Below are 22694 nucleotides of genomic sequence, written 5' to 3' on the forward strand. Positions count from 1 at the left end.
AGCAATATTATGATAAGAGAAACAACACTTCGATCAAAGCTGTTTGACTCTATGCTCCTGGTCGTACTGCTCCTCATCGCTTTCCTTTGTTTACTTCCGCTATGGTACACGCTGGCGGTCTCTCTAAGTGAAAAGTCGGCAGCTGCGGCGGGGCAGGTGTGGCTTTGGCCGATTGGCTTCAATTTCAATTCCTATAAGCAAATCATTGGCGACAGCTCGTTCTTTGTATCCTTTTGGATATCCATTCAGCGAGTCTTAATCGGCGCTTTCATCACCTTTGTCGTTACAACTTTAATGGCGTACCCGCTTTCCAAAAGCACCAGGGATTTTCGTATGCGGAACGTATTTATGTGGATTCTTGTCTTTACTCTGTTATTTCATGGTGGGTTAATTCCCTGGTATATGACGGTGAAGGCGCTAGGATTGTATGATACGATCTGGGGACTTGTGCTCGGAGGCGGTGTTCCGGTGTTCAATGTCATTCTAATTGTAAACTACTTCCGCAATCTGCCAAAAGAATTGGAAGAGGCGGCTTTGGTAGATGGTGCCGGTCCGTGGCGGATGCTGCTTACCCTGTATATTCCTTTGGCCGTGCCGGTGTTAGCAACCGTTACTTTGTTCACCATCGTCTATCATTGGAATGAATTTTTTCACGGCCTTGTTTTGACATCCGGGCAAGATCATTATCCGCTGCAAACATTAATTCAACAATTCGTCGTCGTTATCGATTCTTCGAATATGACGGAGGATCAGTATAAGCGGTTAAACGAGCTGTCCAATCAAACGCTTAACGCAGCGAAGATTTTTATTGCCATGATACCTGTACTTATCGTTTATCCGTTTTTGCAACGGTTTTTTATTCACGGCATTACATTAGGCTCTGTAAAGGAATAGTAACTTCAAGCCAGGAGTATATAAGTATTACCTTGATTGTAAATATCAAAGCAAAATGTTAATCTAAATGCTAGAGATGCAATCAAAGGAGCATAACCTTATCATGTGGATTACTCTGTAAGGATTAACAATTCGAGATGATGCCTGCAATAGTGATTTCACTATTTTTTTTGGCATACTTGTCTTTAATCTTACAGGGTATGCAGGCAAGGTTTATCATAAACCCAATCTGTGGATACCTAATGGTATCCGCTTTTATTTTCGTAAGAAACCGCATCTCTATTGGTTCTTGCCTGCCTATCCTCCTAATAGCGAATGGAGGAAGCTAATAATGAGATCTAAATTAGTGCTGATTGAGGGGTTACCGGGATTCGGGAAATCAACAACTGCCAAGCTCGTTCATGAAATCCTTGCGGAAATGAACATTAAATCACAGCTGCTTTTAGAAGGAAATCCGGAACACCCTGCTGATTACGATGGAGTCGCCTGTTTGAAGAACGATGAATTCGACGAACTATTGAGAACTCATGCAAACTTTAGCGATATGTTGAATAAAAATATGATAAAAGATGGAAACCATTATTTGATAGAATATCGAAAAATGAATAATGAATATGGTCCAAGCATCCCAGATGAATTGCTTCATGCCGTTGCCAAAAAGGATATTTATGAATTGCCGCTCGATCTAAATAGGAAGTTGGTAACCAGAAAATGGATGGGTTTTACGGAGAGTGCTCTGAGTGGGCCAGACATTTTCATTTTTGATTGTTGTTTTATACAGAACCCCGTAACCATGGGGATGATTAAATATGATTCAAATAAGGAAGACGTTATAAGCTATGTCTTAGAACTAGCAGAAATCATGGAGCGGCTGAATCCTTTGTTGATCTATGTAGAACAGAAAGATCTCGATCATTCTTTCAGAAAGGCTGTAGGGGAAAGGCCAAAGGAATGGTCTGAAGGATTTATTGACTATTATACGAGCCAAGGATATGGAAAAAATCAGAGCTGCAAGGGCTTAGAAGGAACCCTGCAGGTTCTTCATGCAAGGAGGGAGATTGAAAAAGAAATATTTAATCGCTTAAAAATAGCCAAGAAAAAAGTGGACAACTCCTCGTACAATAAGAATGATTACAAGGAAGTATTAGTTGGAATTTTAACAGAATATTTTCGTTAATCATGCTCACGTAAATAATTGAGTACACGCTGCCGAAAAGGAATTTTAATGAAAAAAGATAGTGGAGAATGACACAGTGATGAGCAGGCGCATCGGTGGCCTGCTCATTTGACTATGCTTAACTCTAGTCTATGGTATTGACGGATTCGTTTAATTGCAAATTATAAAGTAGAAATGTCAATAACGAATCGATAACGCACATCACTTTTGAGGACACGCTCATACGAATCTTCGACTTGTTCTGCGCGGATCACTTCAATCATAGGAGCAATGCCGTGTTCAGCTGCGAAATCGAGCATTTCCTGCGTTTCACGAATCCCGCCAACGAGCGAGCCTGCAATGCTGCGACGACCCATAATTAATGAAAAAACATGATAGTGATCAGGTTCAGCCGGTGCTCCAACGTTTACGAGCGTCCCGTTAATGCGAAGCAGAGACAAATACGCATCAACGTCTAGATTCGCAGACACGGTGTTTAAGATGAGATCAAAACGGCCTGCTAATTCGTCAAATGTATGGGGGTCACTTGTCGCAAAGTAATGATCAGCGCCAAATTTCAAAGCTTCCTCATTCTTATTATTAGAGCGGCTCAATACGGTCACTTCAGCACCCATCGCATGAGCAAATTGGATCGCTACATGACCAAGGCCGCCCATTCCCACAATGGCAACCTTCTTGCCGGGGCCAACGTTCCAGTGTTTTAAAGGAGAGTACGTGGTAATGCCTGCACATAATAGCGGGCTTGCGACGTCCAAATCCAGACCGTCTGGAATACGGACAACGAATCCTTCCGTTACAACTATTTTTTGGCTATATCCTCCGTAAGTTGGATTGCCATCGTAGTCTAGGCTGTTATAGGTGTTGATTACTCCCTTCGTGCAATATTGTTCTTCTCCGCTAAGGCAGTATTCGCATGCTCCGCAGGAGTCAACGAAGCATCCAACGCCAACGCGGTCACCAACCACATATTTGGTCACTTCGCTTCCTACCGCCTCTACGACTCCGGCAATTTCATGGCCAGGAACCATTGGGAAGATGCCGCCACCCCATTCACCGAATGCACTGTGAATATCCGAGTGGCAAATGCCGCTATACTTTATATCGATCAAGATGTCGTTTGGCCGTAATTCTCTCCGTTCAATAGTGGTCTTTTCAAATGGTGCTTTTGCACTTGGGACACTTAAAACTTTTGTCGTGATGATGCCTTTATGATTGTTGCACATATAAGATTACACAATCCTTTCTTTTGTGAATAATAATTTGAATGTATTTACGAGCCGCAAAAATAGCTTAAGCCTTAATGTTGACTTGAAGGCAAGTTTTTTTTGAAAAATAATCGTTTGGAAGGAGAGATTATACTGTTCACTTCATTTTACAAGGCTGCTCTTATTTAATCTTTCTTTGTTGTAATTCTTTTCTATCTCATCGTAATATCCTATTTTTAATTCGATTTTGCTAAAAGCGTCATCCAAGTCTCTTTTTTTCTCCATCATTTTCTCTTTATGCTTTTCAAGTATCTGTTTGCGCTGCAAGGCTGTGCTGTCTCCCTCTTTAGTCAGTTCCACGATCGCACGTAATTCAGAAAGAGGGATGTCCGTTTTCCGTAAACATATAATAAGCTCTAACCATAATAAATCCGATTCGTTAAAAATACGATTTCCGTGTTCATCTCTTTTTATAAAAGGCAGAAGACCTTCTTGTTCATAATATCGGAGCGTATGTGCAGGCAAACCTATCTTTTCTGCTGCTTCTTTTATATGAATTTCCATAGTATCACTCCATCATTTTTAGAATATATTTTGTTCTTTTAACAATGAATCCCCAACGCTTATTATGGACCTTAAAGTGTACTTTAATGCAACATCGATTTATCGTCTATTTCGAGGATTATACTATTTTATTAGTGACTATAACGAGACTAATGAATATGAGGACATGCGAATAAGAACGCCGGTTGTCACGTTCAGACTGACAACCGGCGTTCTTATTTTGTATCCTTTATGTTTCTTTGAGGTTATCAAGTTATAGCTGCGAAGTGATCAGATGGTATCCAATAGATTTTGCATTGGCTAGATATCTAGTTTACGTGTACCAATCCATTTCACCATTTCAGGATAGCGATGCGAAAAGAACAAGCTTTGATTCGTATCTAATGCTGCAATGGAATCTAAATCCTCTTGCCCTAATTCAAAATCAAAGATGTCAAAGTTTTCGGTAATTCTTTCTTTCCGGACGGACTTGGGAATGACAACGACTTCCCGTTGCGTCAACCAGCGTAAAACGACCAGAGCAACGGATTTTTTATATTTTTCTGCAATGGAGCGTAATTCCTCATTCTGAAACAAGTTGTTTTTTCCTTCGGCGAAAGGCGCCCAGGATTGGATTTGAACATTGTTTTCTTTCATGAATTTCGCACTTTCGATTTGTTGGTTGAAGGGGTGCGTTTCAACCTGATTTACGGCAGGAACGATTTCATTATGAAGAATCAGATCGATCAGACGGTCCGGATGGAAGTTGCTAACGCCAATTGCGCGTGCTTTTCCTTCACGGTTCAATTCCTCCATCGCACGCCAAGAGCCATGCACATCGCCGAATGGCTGATGAATTAAATACAAATCCAAATAATCCAATTGCAGTCTTTTCAATGATTTTTCAAATGCTCGTTTGGTGCGTTCGTAGCCAGTATCCTGAACCCAAAGTTTCGTCGTGACAAATAATTCTTCTCTTGCCACGCCACTCCGTTTGATCGCTCTGCCAACCGCTTCTTCATTCATATAAGAGGCAGCGGTATCAATCAGCCGATATCCCGCCATAATAGCGTCATAAACGCTTTGTTCACATTCATTTGGATCAGCAATCTGAAAAACACCAAAACCGAGTACAGGCATTTCAACGCCATTGTTCAAAATGACTTTCTGCATGATGAACCTCCATTACCATTCATTTCTTTACAGTAGCACTGTAGGGCATGTCTTAATTATGTATTCCAAAACATAGTACGGATACATCATTCGTCTCAAATGATTGCCTAATCCTCTCAGTGTTATTCCTTATCATCAGACAAAAGGCTTATAATAAGAAAAATGAAGGATCAAGGAGAAGCCGATGATTGAAGAAATAAAAATGAGACAGGATAACATTACGACACTAATCACACGTCATTGTAAACATTCAGGGGTAGTACAGACAACAATCCCTTCGCTGTTTCTTATTCGTTCTGATAAAGTGAATGTGACAGCCTACCGTGTATTTAATCCTTCCTTTTGTTTTGTTACTCAAGGGTTGAAAGAAATTTTCCTTGCAGAGGAGCGGCTAGAATATGGTCCCTCCCACTATCTAATAACATCTATGAAGCTTCCGGTAATCGGACAGGTTATAAAGGCTTCACCTGATGAGCCCTACTTAAGCTTGAAACTCAATCTAAGCCAGAATGAAGTGCTATACCCTATCTTGCCCCCATACATAAGAAAGAGATCATTTATAGGCTCCTTCAAGGGCAATATGGCGCATCCCTTGCTCAAATCGCCATGGAAGGAAGCAACACCTATCGCATCAGGGAGGCGATTGACCAAATCATTGAACAATATGATCAATCATTGAGAATTGAAGAGCTTGCTGAAGTCGCGAGTATGAGCGTTTCTACGTTCCACCGGCACTTTAAAGAAATCACTGCGATGAGCCCGATTCAATTCCAAAAGCAGCTGCGGCTGCAAGAAGCCCGCAGCCTATTGTTAATGGAGTCAGCAGATGCTACAGAGGTTGCGTACCGGGTTGGATATGAAAGTTCATCCCAGTTTAGCCGTGAGTATTCCCGCATGTTTGGTTATCCGCCTAAGATGGACATAAAGCGTCTGAAGGAAACATATGAGCAAATCGAGTGAAGCACAGATCAAAGTCTCGTTATAACATCTCATTTATGAGGTATACATGTCGGGTGAAAAGAACATATACGACTAAGTGCCGCGTATATCGCGGCTTTTTTATTTTATAGGGAAAAATGCTTGTCAAAACGCAGATCTCGTTCAGTGAAACGAACATGCCATGTCCTTGTCCTGATAATCGCATGAATCCGCCTAAAGAAACTGTTATGATCTAAAAACTGTTGTATGTGAATGAGTTAGAGGCGAGTCTACAATAAAGGTGCAATAGCAAAACAGTCAAAGAGGGGGAAATGACATTGGCATCAAACGCAAAAGCTGCAGCAAAAACACTATTGGCATCGTTAGGCGTCATCCTTGCGATTACAGGCTGTTCAGGAGCCGCGGGTAATTCGAACGGCAACCAATCGCCGAATAATGAAAACGAGGCGAATGCTGAAAGCCCAGTGCTTACGAATCCGAAAGATTTCAAATTTGATCCGCCGATCAAGGTAACGACGGGCTATCGCTGGACGGCGCAAGGGGAAAACGAATTTAAAGAGGGAGAAACGATCGAGGATAATTTCCATACCCGCTGGCTGCGGGAGAGCATGGGCATCGATTTGAGCTTTGATTTCGTAACGCCGAATTTGGAGGATTACCAAACGAAGCTGAGGCTGATGATGGCAGGCAACCAAAAGCTGCCGGACGTGTTCACGTCAAAGGTTGAGATGGCGAGCGATCTAATATCGGCAGGCAAAGTGCAGCCGCTTGATGATTATATCGACAAATATCTGTCTGATAATGTGAAAGCGATTTACGAGAAATATCCGGACGTTTTGTATCCGGTGACACGCGACGGCAAAATCTACGGCCTTCCGAATCTGTATGCGATGGATGAAGGGACTGTCATGTGGGTACGCGAGGATTGGCTGCAAAAGCTGGAGCTCAACGCTCCGAAAACGATCGACGAGTTTACGGAGGTTATTCGCGCCTTTACGGAGGAAGATCCTGACGGTAACGGCGTCAAGGATACGCTCGGACTAGCCATTTCATTAAAAGAAAGCCCTTACAATTGGATGTCCAGCGGCGACGGACTCGTAGGCGCATTTGGTCATGCAATGCCTTCGAAGTACATCTGGGAGTATTGGAATCCGGATGAAAGCGGACAACTCATTTACAACGGCATACAGCCGAGCATCAAAAGCTTTCTTGCTCAAATGAGGGAGTGGCACGAGAAGGGCTACATTGATCCGGAAGCGGGTATTAAGGACCCGGGCAAAGCGGGTGAAATGGCCTCAAGCGGTCAAGCTGGCATCATTTTCGGACCTGCTTGGATGAATGGTTATCCGCTCAGCGGCGTACCAGGATTTAAAGCTTATCCGCTGCCTGCTGGCGCGGACGGCCAGCAGGCGCGTGCGGAAAAAACGATGGTGCGGGATTATCTGCTTTTCAATAAAGACTTTAAAAACGTGGATGCGATTATTGGTTACATCAACAAAATATATGCCGCAAGCTTCGGCGAATCTGATCCTTACTTCGATGAAACGTTAAGAAACGGTTGGATGGAAGGCTACGATTACGTCACTCACAACGGCAAAGTGTACCGCAACCATTTCAGCGAGCATGGCGTTCCGAAGGAGAAGTGGCCAAACGCAAGCGACGACACGATCACGTACGGCCTGAGTCTTCCGTTCCTAAATGGTACCGTACCGTTCCAAAGCGATACCGCGTTCGAGAAGTTTCTGAACGAGCCTGACGCAGAGCCGTCCAACATGACAGAAATCAGCATTTCGAAAGCGGATCCGCGCATGCTGGAAGCCGGACTTGTACGCATCTCGCAGAATGCTTCTACGGTTGTGAACTATTTTAATGCTGCGCCGACCAAGACTATGATCTCCAAAGGCGAGCTGCTGAACAAGCTGACTAACGAAACGTATCTCAAAATCATTTACGGCAACGAGCCTGTCGATTTCTTTGATGAATTCGTTGAGCAATGGAAGAAAAACGGAGGCGACGAAATAACGAAGGAAGTCAACGAGTGGTATGCAAGCGTGAAGAAATAGAAAATTCGGAGGAGGGATGTTTTTACATCCCTCCTCGCTTAAGCAATGGTTTGGCGGAAGGAGTAGGGAATATGAGTGAAACGGCAGTATTAATAGATAAAGTTTCCATTCGTCCCAGGAAAAAAAGCTTCAAAACCTATTGGAAAAAAACATGGCCACTGCATGTGTTGCTGCTTCCAGCGGTCATTATCGCGATGGTTTACAACTATATCCCGATTATGGGACTTGTTATTGCATTCCAGGATTACAAGCCGTGGCTCGGCTTTACGAATTCGCCATGGGTTGGATTTGATCATTTCATATATTTATTCGAATATCCGGACGGAATGCAAATCGTCAAAAATACGCTGATCATCGCATTTGCGAAAATTATTACCAATATGATTTTTCCAGTGTTGTTTGCTTTGTTCCTAAATGAAATTAGAGTGAACTGGTATAAGCGGATCGCTCAGACCTTCGTATATTTGCCGCATTTCTTGTCCTGGGTCATCTTAGGCGGCATATTCGTCGACGTGCTATCCATTCGCGGGGGCATCGTTAACCGTTTCTTAGCATGGTTTGGCATTGATCCGATATCATTTTTGTCGGACGGCAATTGGTTCAGGGTGACGGTTATCGTCTCGGACGCATGGAAGGACTTCGGCTTCTCCGCGATTATTTTCCTTGCGGCGATTGCGGCGACCAACCCGGCGTTATACGAGGCGGCTGAGATTGACGGCGCCAACCGTTGGCAGCAGGTTATTCACGTCACGCTGCCGGCCATTATACCGATCTTTATCGTTGTGGCAACGCTTTCTCTTGGACGGGTGCTCGATGCGGGCTTTGATCAAATTTTCAACCTGTACAATCCGCTTGTCTATAATAAAGGAGATATCATCGATACGTTCGTCTATCGTGTCGGTCTGCTTGGCAGCCAATACAGCTTCGCGACAGCGATCGGCTTCTTTAAATCGGTGATCGGCTTCATCATGATTATTATTAGCTACCGCCTTGCTTATAAGCTGGCCGGTTATCGCATTTTCTAGCAGGAGGGAAGGCTAATGAGGTATTACTCCAAATCATACAAAACGTTCCAAAGTATCAATTATATATTGATCGCGCTGTTAAGCCTTGCCTGTATTTTGCCGCTCATTCATATTTTCGCAGTATCGCTCAGTTCGAAGGACGCGGCAACAGCCAATATCGTCAACTTTTTCCCAATTGATCTTACCTTTGCGGCCTATAAGGAGACGCTGGGCAACGACAACTTTTTACGGGCGCTCAGTATCGGCTTTCAGCGCACGGTGCTCGGAACATTGCTATCACTAGCGGTTACGATGATGGCTGCCTATTCTTTGTCGAAGGACAATTTTCGCTTTCGCGGCAGAAATGTTTATTCCTGGTATTTCATCGTCATCATGCTGTTCCACGGTGGCCTGATTCCGACTTATCTAGTCGTTTCCGGGACAGGACTGATGGACTCGATCTGGGCGCTAATCATACCTTCTGCCGTCAACGTCTGGAATATGATCCTGATGCTCAATTTCTTCCGCAACCTTCCGCCAGAGCTGGAGGAAGCGGCTTTGATCGACGGCGCAGGCCATTTCCGGACACTTTTCTCGATCTTCATACCGGTGTCGATGCCTTCGGTGGCGACGATTATTCTGTTTACGATGGTCATGCACTGGAATTCTTGGTTTGACGGCATTATTTATATGACGAAGATTCATGATTATCCACTCGCTTCCTTTCTCCATACGATTGTCGTAAAGGAGAATTTCACGGAGGTCGGCGTTGATTTGGCTGCGCTTAACCAAATTTCAAACCGCACGGTCAAAGCATCGCAAATCTTTATTGGATCGCTGCCGATCCTGCTTGTGTACCCGTTTTTACAGAAATATTTCGTGAAGGGCATCGTACTGGGCTCAGTGAAAGGCTAATTGTCCGCGGAATCTGCTCCTTGTTCGATTTCAAGGTAAACTATAGGTATTGATCAACAAGTGAGCAGGGGGAGCGGCAGATGCTTAAAAGGCTGAATACGTTTCAAAAAATCATCATTATGCTTGCCATTCTATTGATTCCGGTCATTGTAATCTATACGTATTCCAACCGTGTCAATACGAAATTCATTCAGCAGGAGTTGATTCAGCTTACGCTGAACCAGCAACATTTTTTGGTGGAGCAGCTCGATATGATCAGCGAACAGCTAGGCCGGTCCGCCTATATGACGCTTGCCGATCCGAACGCGCTCATGCTGCAGAGCCAGTCGATTACTGCTCCGAGGTTCGAGAACTTCAAAATCATTGAAGCGCTTGAGCATCATTTACGGCTGCAGAGCACGTCGTTTTATTGGCAATATGAGCTTGCGTTGTTTTCGCCGATGACAAACGCGGTCATTGCGACCAATACGAACCGAAAATATGATCTTGCTTATTTTCAAAGTCATTTTTATACGGACTGGTCTTATCAGAAGCTGGATGCACCAGAAGGCGGGAAAGCATACTATTTCATTCGCCATATGACAAAGCCGTTCACGTTGGATCAACGGCCAGAGGAGCTTGGCCTGATCTTGGAGATTGCCATACCTGCTAGCAATATAGCGGGCCTAATGGAGCAATTCTCTCTCGGCCGAACTGCCGAGCCTCTGTTCTATCATCCGGATTACGGCGTCATTGCAAGCAGCAAGACTGAGCCGGCAAGCGCGGAACTGTACAAGGAAGTTCTGAGGGCAGCTAAGCTGGAGTCGAGCGGTCACGACATTACGAAAGTGGATGGACATCGTTACCTCTTGAATTATACGGAGTCGAACTGGCATGGCTGGTATTTGGTCGATTTCGTTCCTCTGAAGACGGTAGTCGCGCCGCTTAATCATAGCTTGCGCTGGTTCTACTTCATCATGGCGCTGCTCATGTTAATTGGGTTCGCGTTCGCGGTCGTTATTTACCGAAGCGTGCAAATACCGATTGTCGAGCTGATCAAAGGGGTTCGCCGTTTGAAGCAGGGCAACTATTCGTTCCGGATCGCGATCAAGGGCGAGAGCGAATTCCATTACTTGTTTTCTGAGTTTAATCGGATGTCGGAGGAAACGCAGCAATTGATCGAGAAGGTATATGTCAGCAAGCTTAGGGTTAGGGATGCGACGCTGAAGCAGCTGCAGTCACAAATAAATCCGCATTTTTTATATAACAACTTTGCGTTTATCCAGAGCATGACCCAAATGGGTAACAAGCAAGCTGTTATTGCGTTCACGCAACATTTGAGCCAGTACTACCGCTATACGACCAGAACCGAATCATCCATGACGGCGATGGCAGAAGAGCTTCATTTAGTGCAAAACTATTTGGAGATTCATAAAATGCAAATCATTCGTCTCACGTATGAACTGACAGTGCCGAAGGATCTATTGAATCAGACAATTCCAAAGCTCATTATTCAGCCAGTGGTTGAAAATGCGATCGTTCACGGCATAGAAACGATGCTGAAGGATGGCTTCATACGTATATCGGGCCGGCAATCAGATGGCTATATGATCGTCACCGTCGAAGATAACGGTACTGGACTGGCAGAGGACGAGCTGGAGAAGCTGCAACGAAAGATGACTGTTCCGATTGAGGACGAGAACGGCTTTGGCTTGTGGAACATTCATCAGCGGCTTATGTTATACAACGGCGATGCAACAGGACTTAAATTCAGAGCGTCGCCGCTTGGCGGGCTACTTGTGGAGATGCGCTTCCGAATCGGATATGAAGAGGTCGACACTCGCATGGACACGTTTATCAAGGAGGGATTATGATGTTAACTTTGCTTATCGTAGACGATCATCCCTATCAGGCGAACAGTATTGAACATGTCGTGACTGAGGCGAGGCTGCCCTTTATCTCAACGATTTATAAGGCATATTCCGCTAAAAAGGCATTAGAGTGCTTTAACGAACATAAAGTGGACATCGTAATCACCGATATCCGTATGCCGGAGATTAGCGGGATTGAGCTGATCGGCAAGCTTCGGCAAACGTCACGCAAGGTGAAATGCGTTCTGTTGTCGGGCTATGCGGAATTCGAATATGCCCAGAAGGCGCTTGAGCTCCAAACGTCCAAATATTTAATGAAGCCGGTTGTCGAGGCTGATCTCATTGGCACGCTAGAAATGCTGCGCGACGAAATAGTAGAAGAACGTCAAAATATGCAGCAGCTCGATAAGGCTGTTCATGTGATGCGGGAGAATATGCCGATCATGAAGAACAATTTGGTACTCGATCTCATTCTTGGCAAGCCAGTTACGAGAAGAGAGCTTGATCAGCGTATGGAGTCATTGGAGCTGCCGTTCGTTTATGGGGATGAGGCATTGTTCTTCGCTGTCCAACTGGAAGATGATCTATCTGGTTATAACGAGAATGACAAGTCACTGATCTGTTATGCGGTTGGCAATATCGCCGAAGAGCTGTTTCGCGATTCGTTCTTTATGCTTCATGCGACTGTAACTAACCGACAGCTCGTATTTGTACTTAAGCCGCAAGATTGGAAGCGGGAGCATGTGCCCGATCGGCTGGAGAGGAGGGCGAAGGAGCTGCAGCGCAGTGCATATCGTTATTTGAAGCACATCATATCGGTTGCGATCGTGAGCAGTACGGTGCTGTTTCCAAGCGGGCTGCAGGAGGCTTATCAGAAGAGCAAGCTGCTGTTCCGCAACCGTGAGGATAAAGTGGCTGGTTTGTTCGCTACGATAACGGACCTGCCAATTCCTAAGCTAACGGGATCGATCAATTCGCTTTATAAGCCTCCGACATTCGCAAGCTTTATGGAGACGGCAAGATGGAATGAGGCGGAGGCCAGGCTGTCGGAAATATTCCTCGAACTGGAGAGCAAATGGAGCGATTCGACCGAGTATGCCCAGGAAGTGTTTTTTGTCATTGCAGGCACTTACCAATTCGTCTCGCATAAGCAAGGCAAACAGCTGATTGACGTGATCGGACCGTTATACAAACAGATGCTTGAAAAGCATGAAAGTTGGGATCTTGGAACGTTCCGCGCATGGGCGTTCCAGTCGCTAGACAGTATAATCGTCGATCAAACGGCTTCGAATTTGAACCGTTCGCAGTCGCTGTCCATTCGAATCCAGCAATATGTTGAACGCAATCTGGGTCAAGATCTGTCTCTGCAGATGATTTCGGAGGAGCTCAGATTTCATCCGGCATATTTGTCGAATGCATTCAAGGTCGAGACAGGTCAGACGTTAAGTGATTATCTGCTAAAGCAGCGCATGGAGCATGCTGCCGAACTGTTGAAGCAAACCGACGGGAAAATCTATGAAATCGCGGAGAAGGCTGGCTATCAGACGACGCATTATTTTATTAAGCAGTTTAAAAAGTTTTTCGGCGTTACCCCTCAGCAGTTCCGCAACAGTGATATCGGTCGGAACTAATCGATAAATCCTGCCGCCTTTACGAATAAAAAACCGAAGGAGCATGACGATGACATGGTGGTCAAGAAATAATCTCCGGCTTGTGCAGAACAATTTGCGTGAAGTCGACGCCGATTTGGACGTGGATTTACTCATCGCGGAGCTAAAAGACTTTGAGGCAAATGTGCTGATGATGAACGCCGGCGGCATGTTCGCTTTCTATCCTTCCAAATTACAATACCAGTACGTTACCCCTTATTTGACGAAGGACCTGCTAGGGGAGGCAATTGAAAAGGCTCATGCGAATGGCATCCGGTTCATTGCTAGATTCGACTTTAGCAAGGCTCATGAATCGATTTTCCAGCAGCAGCCGGATTGGTTCTATCGTAACAAAGAAGGAAGAGAGGTCAACTACAACGGTATCGTGCACACCTGTTTGAACGGCTATTATCAACAGCAATATTCGCTCGAAATATTGGAGGAGGTACTGCGGGAATACGATGTCGACGGCGTGTTCTTCAATATGTTCGGCTATCAGAACTGGGATTACAGCGGCAACTACTACGGAATTTGTCATTGCGCCAGCTGCCGCAGACGGTTCATGGAGATGTACGGCTTGGAGCTTCCAGATAACGAGGATAAAGACTCGGCCGTGTATCGAAAGTACCGTGAGTTCCAGGAGAAGACATCGGTCGCTATATTGGATCAAATACATGGGCTTGTCAAGAGGCTGAAACCGGAGGCAGCGATCTGCACCTATCATCCTAACAAGGTCGATATCGTCAGACATGAGTCGACGACAGCGCTTTCTCGTCCGCATCCAAAGTGGCTGTATTCATCAGCGGAGAATGTCATGCCGATTGCGGGCAGTTACGGCGATAAGCTGTCGAGCAATTGCTCCATTAACGCAATCGACCTGACCTATCGCTTTACAGGAGTTTCGGATTATGAGACGGAAATTCGGCTGTACGAAAATATTGCGAACGGCTCAGGGCTCGACTTTTGCATTATCGGAACGTTTAAGGGGTATCCGGATCAATCCAATATGGAGAAAGTGAAGCAGGTATTTCGCTTCCATCAGGAGAATGAAGAGCTGTTCGGGCAATTCCGCTCCGTCGCGGACATCGTATTGGTGAAGCCGTCATCGTCCGCGAAGCGGAATTCCAGGCAGGAATACCTTGGTGTGTTTAAAATGCTGAAAGAATCGCATCTGCTCTTTGATGTCGTCCATCAAGAAAGGCTGGAGCATATTGCTGCCGATACGGAGGCAAAGGTCGTCATTTTACCGGGAATCGCGGAGCTTGCAGCCGGTGATCTGAGAGCGCTGGAGGTTATGCGCGATCGCGGCCTCCATATGGCAGCGACCGGAGGCTCTTTGGCGGAGCAGCCAGAGGCGCTGCTGGCGCTGTTCGAGGCGAAGCTGGCCGGCGTAATGCATGATACGACAGCCGGGTATGTGCTCGTCGATAATAAATCGATGTTTCCAAAGCTGCGAAAGCGCGATTGGGTCATCGTAAACGGACCATTTGCTTTAATTCATTTTAGCGGTGATACGATAAAGAGCTTACCGCTTATAGCGCCGGCATCCTTTGGTCCGCCCGAGCGCGCTTACGGACATGAGATGACCGAAAGCTATGGTCTTGGTATGACAAACCCGATTTCAGATTGCGGAATGGGACGAGGAGCCTATCTTGGCTTCAATGCAGGCGAATTGTATTTTCTGCATGGCTTTGCGGACCATAAGGTGCTCGTGACGGGCATATTGGATCATTTGCTTAGCGGTGATAGACGGTTGCGAACAAATGCGCATTCCAGTGTGGAAATCACTTATAATCGACTGCCTGACGGCACGAATTTGCTGCAATTGATTAATTTATCCGGTTTTAACGGAGTCACATACGATGCTCCGATTCCGATGTTTAATATTGAAGTGGAAATTTATGGATCGCCGAGCGTGAGCCTGGTTAAGAGACTTGGCGAGTCAGCTGAAGCGAGTCTCGACACTCGTGGAGAGCAGCATGTTGTCATTCGTATTGCCGAGTTGCACGCTTACGGAGCTTATCATTTCATGTGAAATATGGCTTATTTAATTTGAAACGGAGGTTGGAAGCATGAGTTCTCAAGTATGGTGGCAGCAGCCGCTTCGCATTATTCAACCAAATCTGCAGGTTAAGGATACGGCACTTATCGATCCCGAGCGTTTAGCGAGACAGCTGAAGGATATGGGAGCCAACACTATCGTCTTCAATGTGGGTGGCATATACGGCTGGTATCCGTCGCAAGTTCCGTTTCATCATGTTAATGAATATTTGCCGCAGCATATGGATTTGCTGGATGAGGTTATTCGAGCATTCCATCGTGACCATTTGAAATTCGTCGCACGCGTCGATTTCAGTAAAGCGGACGATTCGGTTTACCAGATGCGGCCTGAATGGTTCGTCAGAAACAGCGAAGGCGAGCCGGAGATCATCGGCGCGAATCGACCTGGCAGCTGGTCGCTGCTAATGTCGACTTGCATCAACGCGGGTTATCGCAACGAGGACGTGGCGGCGCCTGTACTTACTGAGATGCTGAACCGATACGATATCGACGGCGTTTTCTTTAACAATCCAGGTACAATCCCCTGCCAATGCGGGCGTTGCCGCGACAAGTACATGGATTTGTTCAATGTCCCAATGCCTGCGAAATCTGCGGACTATGACCGCTCATGGGGTTCGATCTGCTTGAAGCATAACATGGAGCTGCTTGGCGGTACAATCAAGTCGATTCGTCCGGATGTGCCAGTCATCAGCTATTATAATCTATTCAATGAGCGGCTGGAGGATCGTAAAGCGGCAGCGGATCTGCTGTGTACCGAGCCGCAGAATGTACTGTCCCAAGGCAGCAAAAATATTCCTGAGTTTTGGAAGCCGGYCCTCAGCATTAAGCTTGGTCGTTCCAGATCAGGCGGCGTGGCGCCGCTTGGCATCGTGCATTCCTGCCCTGGTATGGATTGGCGGCATACAGGCCTTCCTCCGGCAGATTATGCATTTTGGCTGACTCAAATTCCCGCATACGGCGGTCAAATCTGGCACTCGCTCACGGGTATTCCGGATACGATTCACGATAAAAGGATAATACGAACCGTTACTCGCTTTAACAGCCAAGCGGCAAAAATCGAAAACGAAATGAATGGCGCGGAATCGCTTGCAGGAGCGGCGCTGCTGTGGAGCGCGCGGCCTTCTACGGAGGGCTGGGCGGACGGGCTAATCAATCGCCAAATTCCGTTTGACATTATTCCTGAAGAGCAGGCGGAGTTGAACACGCTTCGACGTTACCGTGCCTTAATCGTTCCGGAGCATTATCCGGTCGGCGAAGCGGAGGTTTCCCGCTGGCGGACTTATGTGGAAGAAGGCGGGAATCTAATTGTCGAAGGCGCCGTAAATGCAAGCGCAGCCATTCGCGTAGAATTGCATGAGCTGCTCGGCATCGGACCTTCCGTCACGATCAGCGAATCGCTCGTCGCCAGCTACCTGCGGTTTGATGGCGGTACAGGCAATCCGCTGCAGAGAGGGATGGATGAAACCGAGCTCATTCCGCACCGCGGACGCGTCGCGTATTGCAAGCCGTGCGAAGGAGCCGATGTGTATGCAACGCTTGTGCCGCCGTTCTCGCCGCTGGAAAGCGTCGGAGCGCCTCCTGAAAGGGCGTCTCTTTCTGTAGAGCACACCGACATTCCGCTGGCGATTCACCATACGAGAGGAAACGGAAGCGTACTCTATATTCCGTTTTCGTTAAGTCAGCTCATCAATGAATTTAAGCTTGGCGAGCATTACCAGCTGCTGGACAATGCATTGGATTTGGTTCTTGGCGAGCAGCGGCTGCTGCATGTAACGTCTATCACGGGCTTGCAGGTCACGCTTTACCGTAACGAAGATGGTTTGCTGATTCATTTCGTGAATGGAACAGGCAGAAGGCCGCTTACTTCGACGATTCCTTTGTATCACATTGAAGCAGCCATACCGCTAACAGCGCTGAGGGGTGAGAGTGTTTCGGCCGTCAAAGGGCTGCTTGAGTGCGGCGATATTCCGTTTCGCATGGAGAGCGGGGAGCTGCGATTCACTGTTCCAAAGCTCGAAGTGTGGGAAGTTGTCAAAATAGTCGAACAAAATAAATAAAGGAAAAGGAGTTAATAAGAGCATGCTGGATGTGAATGGGTTGAAAATCGGTTTTATTGGCACTGGCGTAATGGGGAGCAGCATGGCCAAAAATTTGTTGAACGGCGGCTGCGAGGTTCATATTTTTACGAGAACGAAAGCCAAGGCTGAAGAGCTGCTTGCGCTTGGCATGATCTGGCACGATACGCCTGGAGACTTGGCCTCGTCGTGCGATGTCATCCTCTCGATCGTAGGCTATCCGAAAGACGTGGAGAAGCTTTATTTGGAAGCAGGCGGAATCGTGGATTCCGCGAAGCCAGGCGCGTATTTGCTCGATATGACGACGTCCAGCCCTAAGCTTGCTGAGCGAATCGAGAGAGCAGCTGCTTTAAGGGGTCTGCATGCGCTCGACGCTCCGGTGTCGGGGGGCGACGTGGGAGCGCGCAACGCGGAGTTGTCAATCATGGTCGGCGGCGACTCGGCAGCGTTCCAGGCGGTGGAGCCGCTGCTTCGGTTGTTGGGCAAAAATATCGTGCTTCAAGGAGGACCGGGCGCTGGTCAGCATACGAAGATGGTCAACCAAATCGCTATCGCTTCCAATATGGTAGGCGTCTGCGAAGCTTTGGTGTACGCGAAGCATGCCGGTCTCGATCTGAGCAGCGTGCTGGCCAGCATCGGGTCGGGCGCTGCGGGAAGTTGGTCATTAAGCAACCTGGCGCCGCGTATTATAGCGGGCAACTTCGAGCCGGGCTTCTTCGTGAAGCATTTTATTAAGGACATGGGCATAGCGCTTGAAGCCGCTGAAGAAATGGGAATTGAGCTGCCGGGATTGACGCTTGCCAAAGGTCTGTACGATCGCATAGCGGCGGAGGGTCTTGCCGATAAAGGGACCCAAGCGTTATTCCAAGCATGGGAGTAGCAAAGCAACATACAAAGAGAGGTGAACGGGATGATGCATTTACCGATCGGCGCACTTCTTAAGGCGGTATACGCCGAAGAAGTGATTCCGCATTATTTGGCTCATGGCTTCGAAAGCTTCGGTATTACGCACTGGCAGAGCACAGGGACAATCGAATTGGCCGAGCAGGCGAAGCGTCTCAGAGCGCTGCTGGAGGGCAGCGACGCTTCTATATCCAGCTTGACTGTGTTCGGAAATCCGTTAACGGGAAAAGGAGATAACGAGGACACTTTGAAGAGCTGGGAGCGGTTAATCGATCACGCCCATCTGTTCGGCACGGATTTGGTTACAGGCTTTACCGGCAGGCTGACGGATGAACCGATTCCCGCGTCACTTCCTAAGTATAAGGAGGTATTTGGCGAGCTTGCCAAGCGTGCCGATGCTAAAGGCGTTAGACTTGCCTTCGAAAACTGCGATATGAACGGAACATGGGATAAAGGGGACTGGAATATTGCACATCATTCGATAGCTTGGGAAATGATGTTCGACGTGCTGCCAAATGACAATATCGGCTTACAATGGGAGCCTTGCCATCAGATGGTTAGCTTAATCGATCCGATACCGCAGCTCCGCAAATGGGCGCCGAAAATTTTTCATGTCCATGGCAAGGATGCGACAATCGCCTGGGATGTGTTGCGGGAGCACGGCATTCACGGCCCGCAGCCGTTCGTCTGGCATCGGACCCCAGGGTTCGGTGACACGAATTGGGCCGACGTTATTACGATTTTGATGCAAAACGGCTACCAAGGCAGCATCGACATTGAAGGGCGGCATGATCCGGTGTACCGCGACGAGCTAGAGATGAGCGGGCAGGTCTCTGCGCTGCATTATTTGAAGCGCTGCCGCGGCGGGGAGTATGTGCCGAATCCCCGTATACGCTACGGAAACGGGAAGCTATAGCGCGAAGGGGGGCTGCGAGGGATGAATACAACTAAACTGGTGTTGGCCGGTTGCGGACAAATGGGCGGAAGATGGCTGGATTATGCGCTTCAGCGAAAGGACACCGAGCCGGTCGCGCTCGTTGACATCTCGCCGGAAAACGCAGCGGCTATGAATGATCGATTTGGCTTGAATCTTCCGGTTTACTCTACCGTAAAGGAGGCCATTCGGGAAACGGGAGCCGTGCTGCTGCTTGACACATCGATTCCGGATGCCCATGCCAGTAATGCGTGCATCGCAATGGAGCTTGGCGCCGGCGTCATGATGGAGAAGCCGATGGCTACGACAATGGCGGATGCTCAGCGATTGATTGGCGTGTCGAAGCGTACTGGCAAGTTTTGCGCTGTGATGCAGAACCGGCGGTATACGAAGGAAATTCGTTCGCTTAAGGCGATGCTAGATGAAGGAATAATTGGCAAGCCGGGTTATGTTACGGCCGACTTCTTCCTAGGTCCACGATTCGGCGGCTTCCGGGAAACGATGGAGCATCCGCTTATTCTTGATATGGCTATTCATACTTTCGATGCGGCAAGATATTTGATTGACGAGAGACCGACAGCCGTTTACTGTCAGGAGTTCAATCCTGAGGGCTCCTGGTATCTTGGAGCATCGTCCGCAGCATGCTTTTTCGAGTTCGAAAACGGAGCGGCATTCTCATATAACGGGAGTTGGAGCGCGCAAGGGTTTCCCACCTCGTGGGAGGGGGCTTGGCGTCTCAGCGCCTCCAAAGGAACAGCCATCTGGGACGGCGACAACATGCCGCATTTTCAGGCGGCGAATGAAGGAGCCGGAGGCAGCCTCGCATGTATAGATGGTTATCTCCGCTGGAGCGGTGCCGAGCGTCGCGAAGCTTGCCTAGACGAAATGTTCGATGCCTATCGTAACGGTACAAGATCGGAGACGGATATTCATGACAATATCCACAGCGTTGCGATGATGCTGGGCGCCATTGAGAGCTCAAGGCGCGGGGCAAAGGTAAAGCTGTCAGAACTTTACTCGATGTAGCCAGTATTTAAGGGAATCTTAGTCAGAATTTATCCGGAAGGAGATTTTACCCTATGAAGGTAGTGCTGGCATTTGATTCATTCAAAGGCAGTCTTAGCTCGGCCGAGGCAGGCGCCGCAGCCGCTAGGGCGATCCACTCCGTCTTCGAGGATGCAAGCTGTGATGTTATTCCGCTGGCAGACGGCGGTGAAGGGACGGTCGTCGCTGCTGTGGATGCTGCTTCCGGAACCTACGAGACGCTGCAAGTAACCGGGCCTTTAGGAAAACCGGCTTCGGCCATAATCGGCTTGATTCGGGAGAGGCAGTCAGCCGAGCTGACTGCGGTGTTAGAGGTCGCATCGATATGCGGAATTACGATGGTGCCGGCTGGCCAGCTTGATCCGATCGGTGCAAGTACGCGCGGCGTTGGCGAAGCGGTCATGCAGCTGCTTGACCGTGGCATCCGTCGCTTCGTCATTGGCCTAGGCGGCAGCGCGACGAACGACGGGGGCATGGGCATGCTGGCCGTGCTTGGCGCTGTTTTTCGTGATAGCGAAGGTAGAAGCTTGTCTGGTTGCGGAGGCGAATTGCAACGAACGGTCTCAGTCCGGCTGAGCGGTCTCGATCCGCGGTTGGCAGACTGCGCTATCACGGTTGCGACGGATGTAGGCAATCCGCTTTGCGGGCCTGATGGCGCTACGATGATATACGGCAAGCAGAAGGGCGCAAGTCCAAAGCAGCAGGTCATGCTCGACAAGGGAATGGGCAGTTACGCTGCGCTTATCGAGGCGGCTTCCGCTGCTTCTTGGCAATCGAATCCGGGTGCGGGAGCAGCCGGAGGACTTGGTTTCGCTTTACTGGCGATCGGTGGAGTCATTGAATCTGGCGCGGGGTGGCTGATGAGTATCGCAAAGCTTCGGGAGCGGGTTCGCGGCGCCAATTGGGTTTTGACGGGCGAGGGGCGAAGCGACAGCCAGACGCTATACGGCAAGCTGCCGATTCATGTAGCGGCTGTAAGCGAAGAAGCGGGCTCGCGCTGCATTCTCCTGTCTGGCAGCTTGGGGGAGCAGATGGATGAGCTGGAAAAGAGGTTTCATGGCTGCTTCTCCATCGTGAAGGAGCCTGCCTCTTTGGAGATGTGCATAAATCAGGCAGAAGAGCTGATGGAGCTGGCGGTTCGCCAATTGTTTCGTCTGCTGCGAGGGTCGGAGCGCTAACCAAACGATTATATTTTACGCGCCAACTTTCTTAATAAATGTGGATGAAATCGGAAAACGGCAGCATGTAACGGTTATGACAATGCAATCGCTCGTTTCTAACATATACGGCATCTATAATGTCAACGCGTATAAGACCAACATGAGGTCGATCATGAAACCAGAGGTGCTCGTATCGACGCTGATCAGCATATTTACCGTTACGGCGGTTATGTTCTTTACAATTAAAGCAGAAAATAACCAATAGAAGGGATTAGAATACGAATACATGCAGGCAGTCGATCAAGTGGATCGACTGCCTGCAAATGTAAAGAACGGGACCAGTGAGTTGACGATAACAGACGAGTGGTTTTGAATTGTTTTTTGACCGTTTCGATCAAGATTGTTACACTAGGATATACGATAGGCAATATTTCAATTAGAATAGGTGGATCCAGCATTGGATAATAAAAATGATACCTTAGATGCATGGTTATTTTTGACTGATCTTTATTCTAGTGTCAATGATAAATTAGAAAGAATTTTACAAGAGAAAAACAATTTGTCCTTGAAAGAGTTCTATGTATTATATTTCATATCTAAGTCGGAATATAAAAAACTTAGGTTACAGCAACTGCAGGAAATGGTAGGTTTAAGCCAGAGCGCGATCTCCAGACTTGTGGTGAGAATGGAAGCCAAAAACTTTGGTGCGTTAGAAAGACTGGTTTGTGAAGATGACCGCAGAGGAATTTATACAAGAATTACGGAGCTAGGCGAAAATAAATTCCAGCAGGCACTTAACACTTTTAACGAAGTGTTGCAATTGGATATCCAATATGATGAATTGAAGAAGATGCAGAACAGGATACCCAAATAATCTTGAAAATTACTCGTTTTTTGTTTGTTATATACTCAGAATTATGAGCCGGGAACGAGTAAAGGAAGAGAATAGAAAAGAAGAGAAGAGGCTGTTGAGCATAGCTCATAAGCTATTTCTGAAATTATAGTGTGTAGAAGTTGACAGCTAAAATAATCATGTTAAAATAAATGCTTGCGCATGCATTTTAATGACGCTTATAAAATTTAGAGACGACAAGGAGATTATTCT

Annotated in this window: 20 protein-coding genes; 17 read left to right on the plus strand and 3 right to left on the minus strand. The window is 47.4% G+C overall.

Features of this window, described 5'->3' with window-relative positions; translation table 11 throughout:
* The first annotated feature begins 9 nt into the window (after positions 1 to 9).
* Both AB4Z29_RS16135 and AB4Z29_RS16140 read left to right on the plus strand, forming a co-directional pair.
* Entirely contained in the window at positions 10 to 894 is an 885-nt protein-coding gene (locus AB4Z29_RS16135) for a carbohydrate ABC transporter permease (protein ID WP_441944056.1), read from the plus strand.
* 331 nt (positions 895 to 1225) lie between these two features.
* Positions 1226 to 2071 carry a hypothetical protein gene (locus AB4Z29_RS16140; protein WP_441944057.1) on the plus strand — a complete coding sequence of 282 codons (846 nt, stop codon included), beginning with the start codon at positions 1226 to 1228 and terminating at the stop codon, positions 2069 to 2071.
* A 161-nt stretch (positions 2072 to 2232) separates the two neighbouring features.
* Here the strand turns inward: AB4Z29_RS16140 and AB4Z29_RS16145 are convergent, their stop codons facing one another.
* The 3 genes from AB4Z29_RS16145 to AB4Z29_RS16155 form a co-directional block, all read right to left on the minus strand.
* Positions 2233 to 3294, minus strand: coding sequence for an NAD(P)-dependent alcohol dehydrogenase (locus tag AB4Z29_RS16145; RefSeq protein ID WP_441944058.1), 1062 nt, complete (start codon positions 3292 to 3294; stop codon positions 2233 to 2235).
* Between the two features lie 144 nt (positions 3295 to 3438).
* A complete protein-coding gene (locus tag AB4Z29_RS16150; RefSeq protein WP_441944059.1) occupies positions 3439 to 3840 on the minus strand; it encodes a MerR family transcriptional regulator in 402 nt (133 codons plus the stop codon).
* A gap of 300 nt (positions 3841 to 4140) precedes the next feature.
* Positions 4141 to 4992 carry an aldo/keto reductase gene (locus AB4Z29_RS16155; RefSeq protein ID WP_441944060.1) on the minus strand — a complete coding sequence of 284 codons (852 nt, stop codon included), beginning with the start codon at positions 4990 to 4992 and terminating at the stop codon, positions 4141 to 4143.
* Positions 4993 to 5176: 184 nt separating this feature from the next.
* Between AB4Z29_RS16155 and AB4Z29_RS16160 the strand changes: the two genes are divergently transcribed.
* The 15 genes from AB4Z29_RS16160 to AB4Z29_RS16230 all read left to right on the plus strand — a co-directional run bounded on the left by AB4Z29_RS16160 (position 5177) and on the right by AB4Z29_RS16230 (position 22463).
* Complete coding sequence (locus tag AB4Z29_RS16160; protein WP_441944061.1) at positions 5177 to 5671, plus strand: AraC family transcriptional regulator; 495 nt, start codon at positions 5177 to 5179, stop codon at positions 5669 to 5671.
* Between the two features lie 29 nt (positions 5672 to 5700).
* Positions 5701 to 5952 carry a helix-turn-helix transcriptional regulator gene (locus AB4Z29_RS16165; protein ID WP_441944062.1) on the plus strand — a complete coding sequence of 84 codons (252 nt, stop codon included), beginning with the start codon at positions 5701 to 5703 and terminating at the stop codon, positions 5950 to 5952.
* A gap of 296 nt (positions 5953 to 6248) precedes the next feature.
* On the plus strand, positions 6249 to 7994 hold the full coding sequence (locus AB4Z29_RS16170) for an extracellular solute-binding protein (RefSeq protein ID WP_441944063.1): 1746 nt from the start codon (positions 6249 to 6251) through the stop codon (positions 7992 to 7994).
* 71 nt (positions 7995 to 8065) lie between these two features.
* A complete protein-coding gene (locus AB4Z29_RS16175) occupies positions 8066 to 9019 on the plus strand; it encodes an ABC transporter permease (protein WP_441944064.1) in 954 nt (317 codons plus the stop codon).
* 15 nt (positions 9020 to 9034) lie between these two features.
* Complete coding sequence (locus AB4Z29_RS16180; RefSeq protein WP_441944065.1) at positions 9035 to 9913, plus strand: carbohydrate ABC transporter permease; 879 nt, start codon at positions 9035 to 9037, stop codon at positions 9911 to 9913.
* 80 nt (positions 9914 to 9993) lie between these two features.
* Positions 9994 to 11766: a sensor histidine kinase gene (locus AB4Z29_RS16185; protein ID WP_441944066.1), complete on the plus strand. Its 1773-nt coding sequence runs from the start codon at positions 9994 to 9996 to the stop codon at positions 11764 to 11766.
* On the plus strand, positions 11763 to 13394 hold the full coding sequence (locus tag AB4Z29_RS16190; protein WP_441944067.1) for a response regulator transcription factor: 1632 nt from the start codon (positions 11763 to 11765) through the stop codon (positions 13392 to 13394). The genes AB4Z29_RS16185 and AB4Z29_RS16190 overlap by 4 nt, the downstream gene beginning before the upstream one ends.
* A gap of 49 nt (positions 13395 to 13443) precedes the next feature.
* A complete protein-coding gene (locus AB4Z29_RS16195; RefSeq protein ID WP_441944068.1) occupies positions 13444 to 15447 on the plus strand; it encodes a family 10 glycosylhydrolase in 2004 nt (667 codons plus the stop codon).
* 37 nt (positions 15448 to 15484) lie between these two features.
* Complete coding sequence (locus AB4Z29_RS16200) at positions 15485 to 17530, plus strand: beta-galactosidase trimerization domain-containing protein (RefSeq protein ID WP_441944069.1); 2046 nt, start codon at positions 15485 to 15487, stop codon at positions 17528 to 17530.
* A 22-nt stretch (positions 17531 to 17552) separates the two neighbouring features.
* On the plus strand, positions 17553 to 18428 hold the full coding sequence (locus AB4Z29_RS16205) for an NAD(P)-dependent oxidoreductase (RefSeq protein WP_441944070.1): 876 nt from the start codon (positions 17553 to 17555) through the stop codon (positions 18426 to 18428).
* A gap of 30 nt (positions 18429 to 18458) precedes the next feature.
* Positions 18459 to 19367 (plus strand): sugar phosphate isomerase/epimerase family protein, encoded by a 909-nt coding sequence (locus AB4Z29_RS16210; protein WP_441944071.1) that lies wholly within the window; start codon positions 18459 to 18461, stop codon positions 19365 to 19367.
* A 21-nt stretch (positions 19368 to 19388) separates the two neighbouring features.
* Positions 19389 to 20411, plus strand: a complete 1023-nt coding sequence (locus AB4Z29_RS16215) for a Gfo/Idh/MocA family protein (protein WP_441944072.1) — start codon at positions 19389 to 19391, stop codon at positions 20409 to 20411.
* A 53-nt stretch (positions 20412 to 20464) separates the two neighbouring features.
* Positions 20465 to 21607 carry a glycerate kinase gene (locus tag AB4Z29_RS16220; RefSeq protein ID WP_441944073.1) on the plus strand — a complete coding sequence of 381 codons (1143 nt, stop codon included), beginning with the start codon at positions 20465 to 20467 and terminating at the stop codon, positions 21605 to 21607.
* A 76-nt stretch (positions 21608 to 21683) separates the two neighbouring features.
* Positions 21684 to 21854, plus strand: coding sequence for a hypothetical protein (locus AB4Z29_RS16225; RefSeq protein WP_441944074.1), 171 nt, complete (start codon positions 21684 to 21686; stop codon positions 21852 to 21854).
* Between the two features lie 192 nt (positions 21855 to 22046).
* Positions 22047 to 22463 (plus strand): MarR family winged helix-turn-helix transcriptional regulator, encoded by a 417-nt coding sequence (locus AB4Z29_RS16230; RefSeq protein ID WP_441944075.1) that lies wholly within the window; start codon positions 22047 to 22049, stop codon positions 22461 to 22463.
* Positions 22464 to 22694 lie beyond the last annotated feature (231 nt).

The sequence above is a fragment of the Paenibacillus sp. 2TAB23 genome, assembly GCF_052115165.1.
In the GTDB taxonomy this organism is placed as follows: domain Bacteria; phylum Bacillota; class Bacilli; order Paenibacillales; family Paenibacillaceae; genus Pristimantibacillus.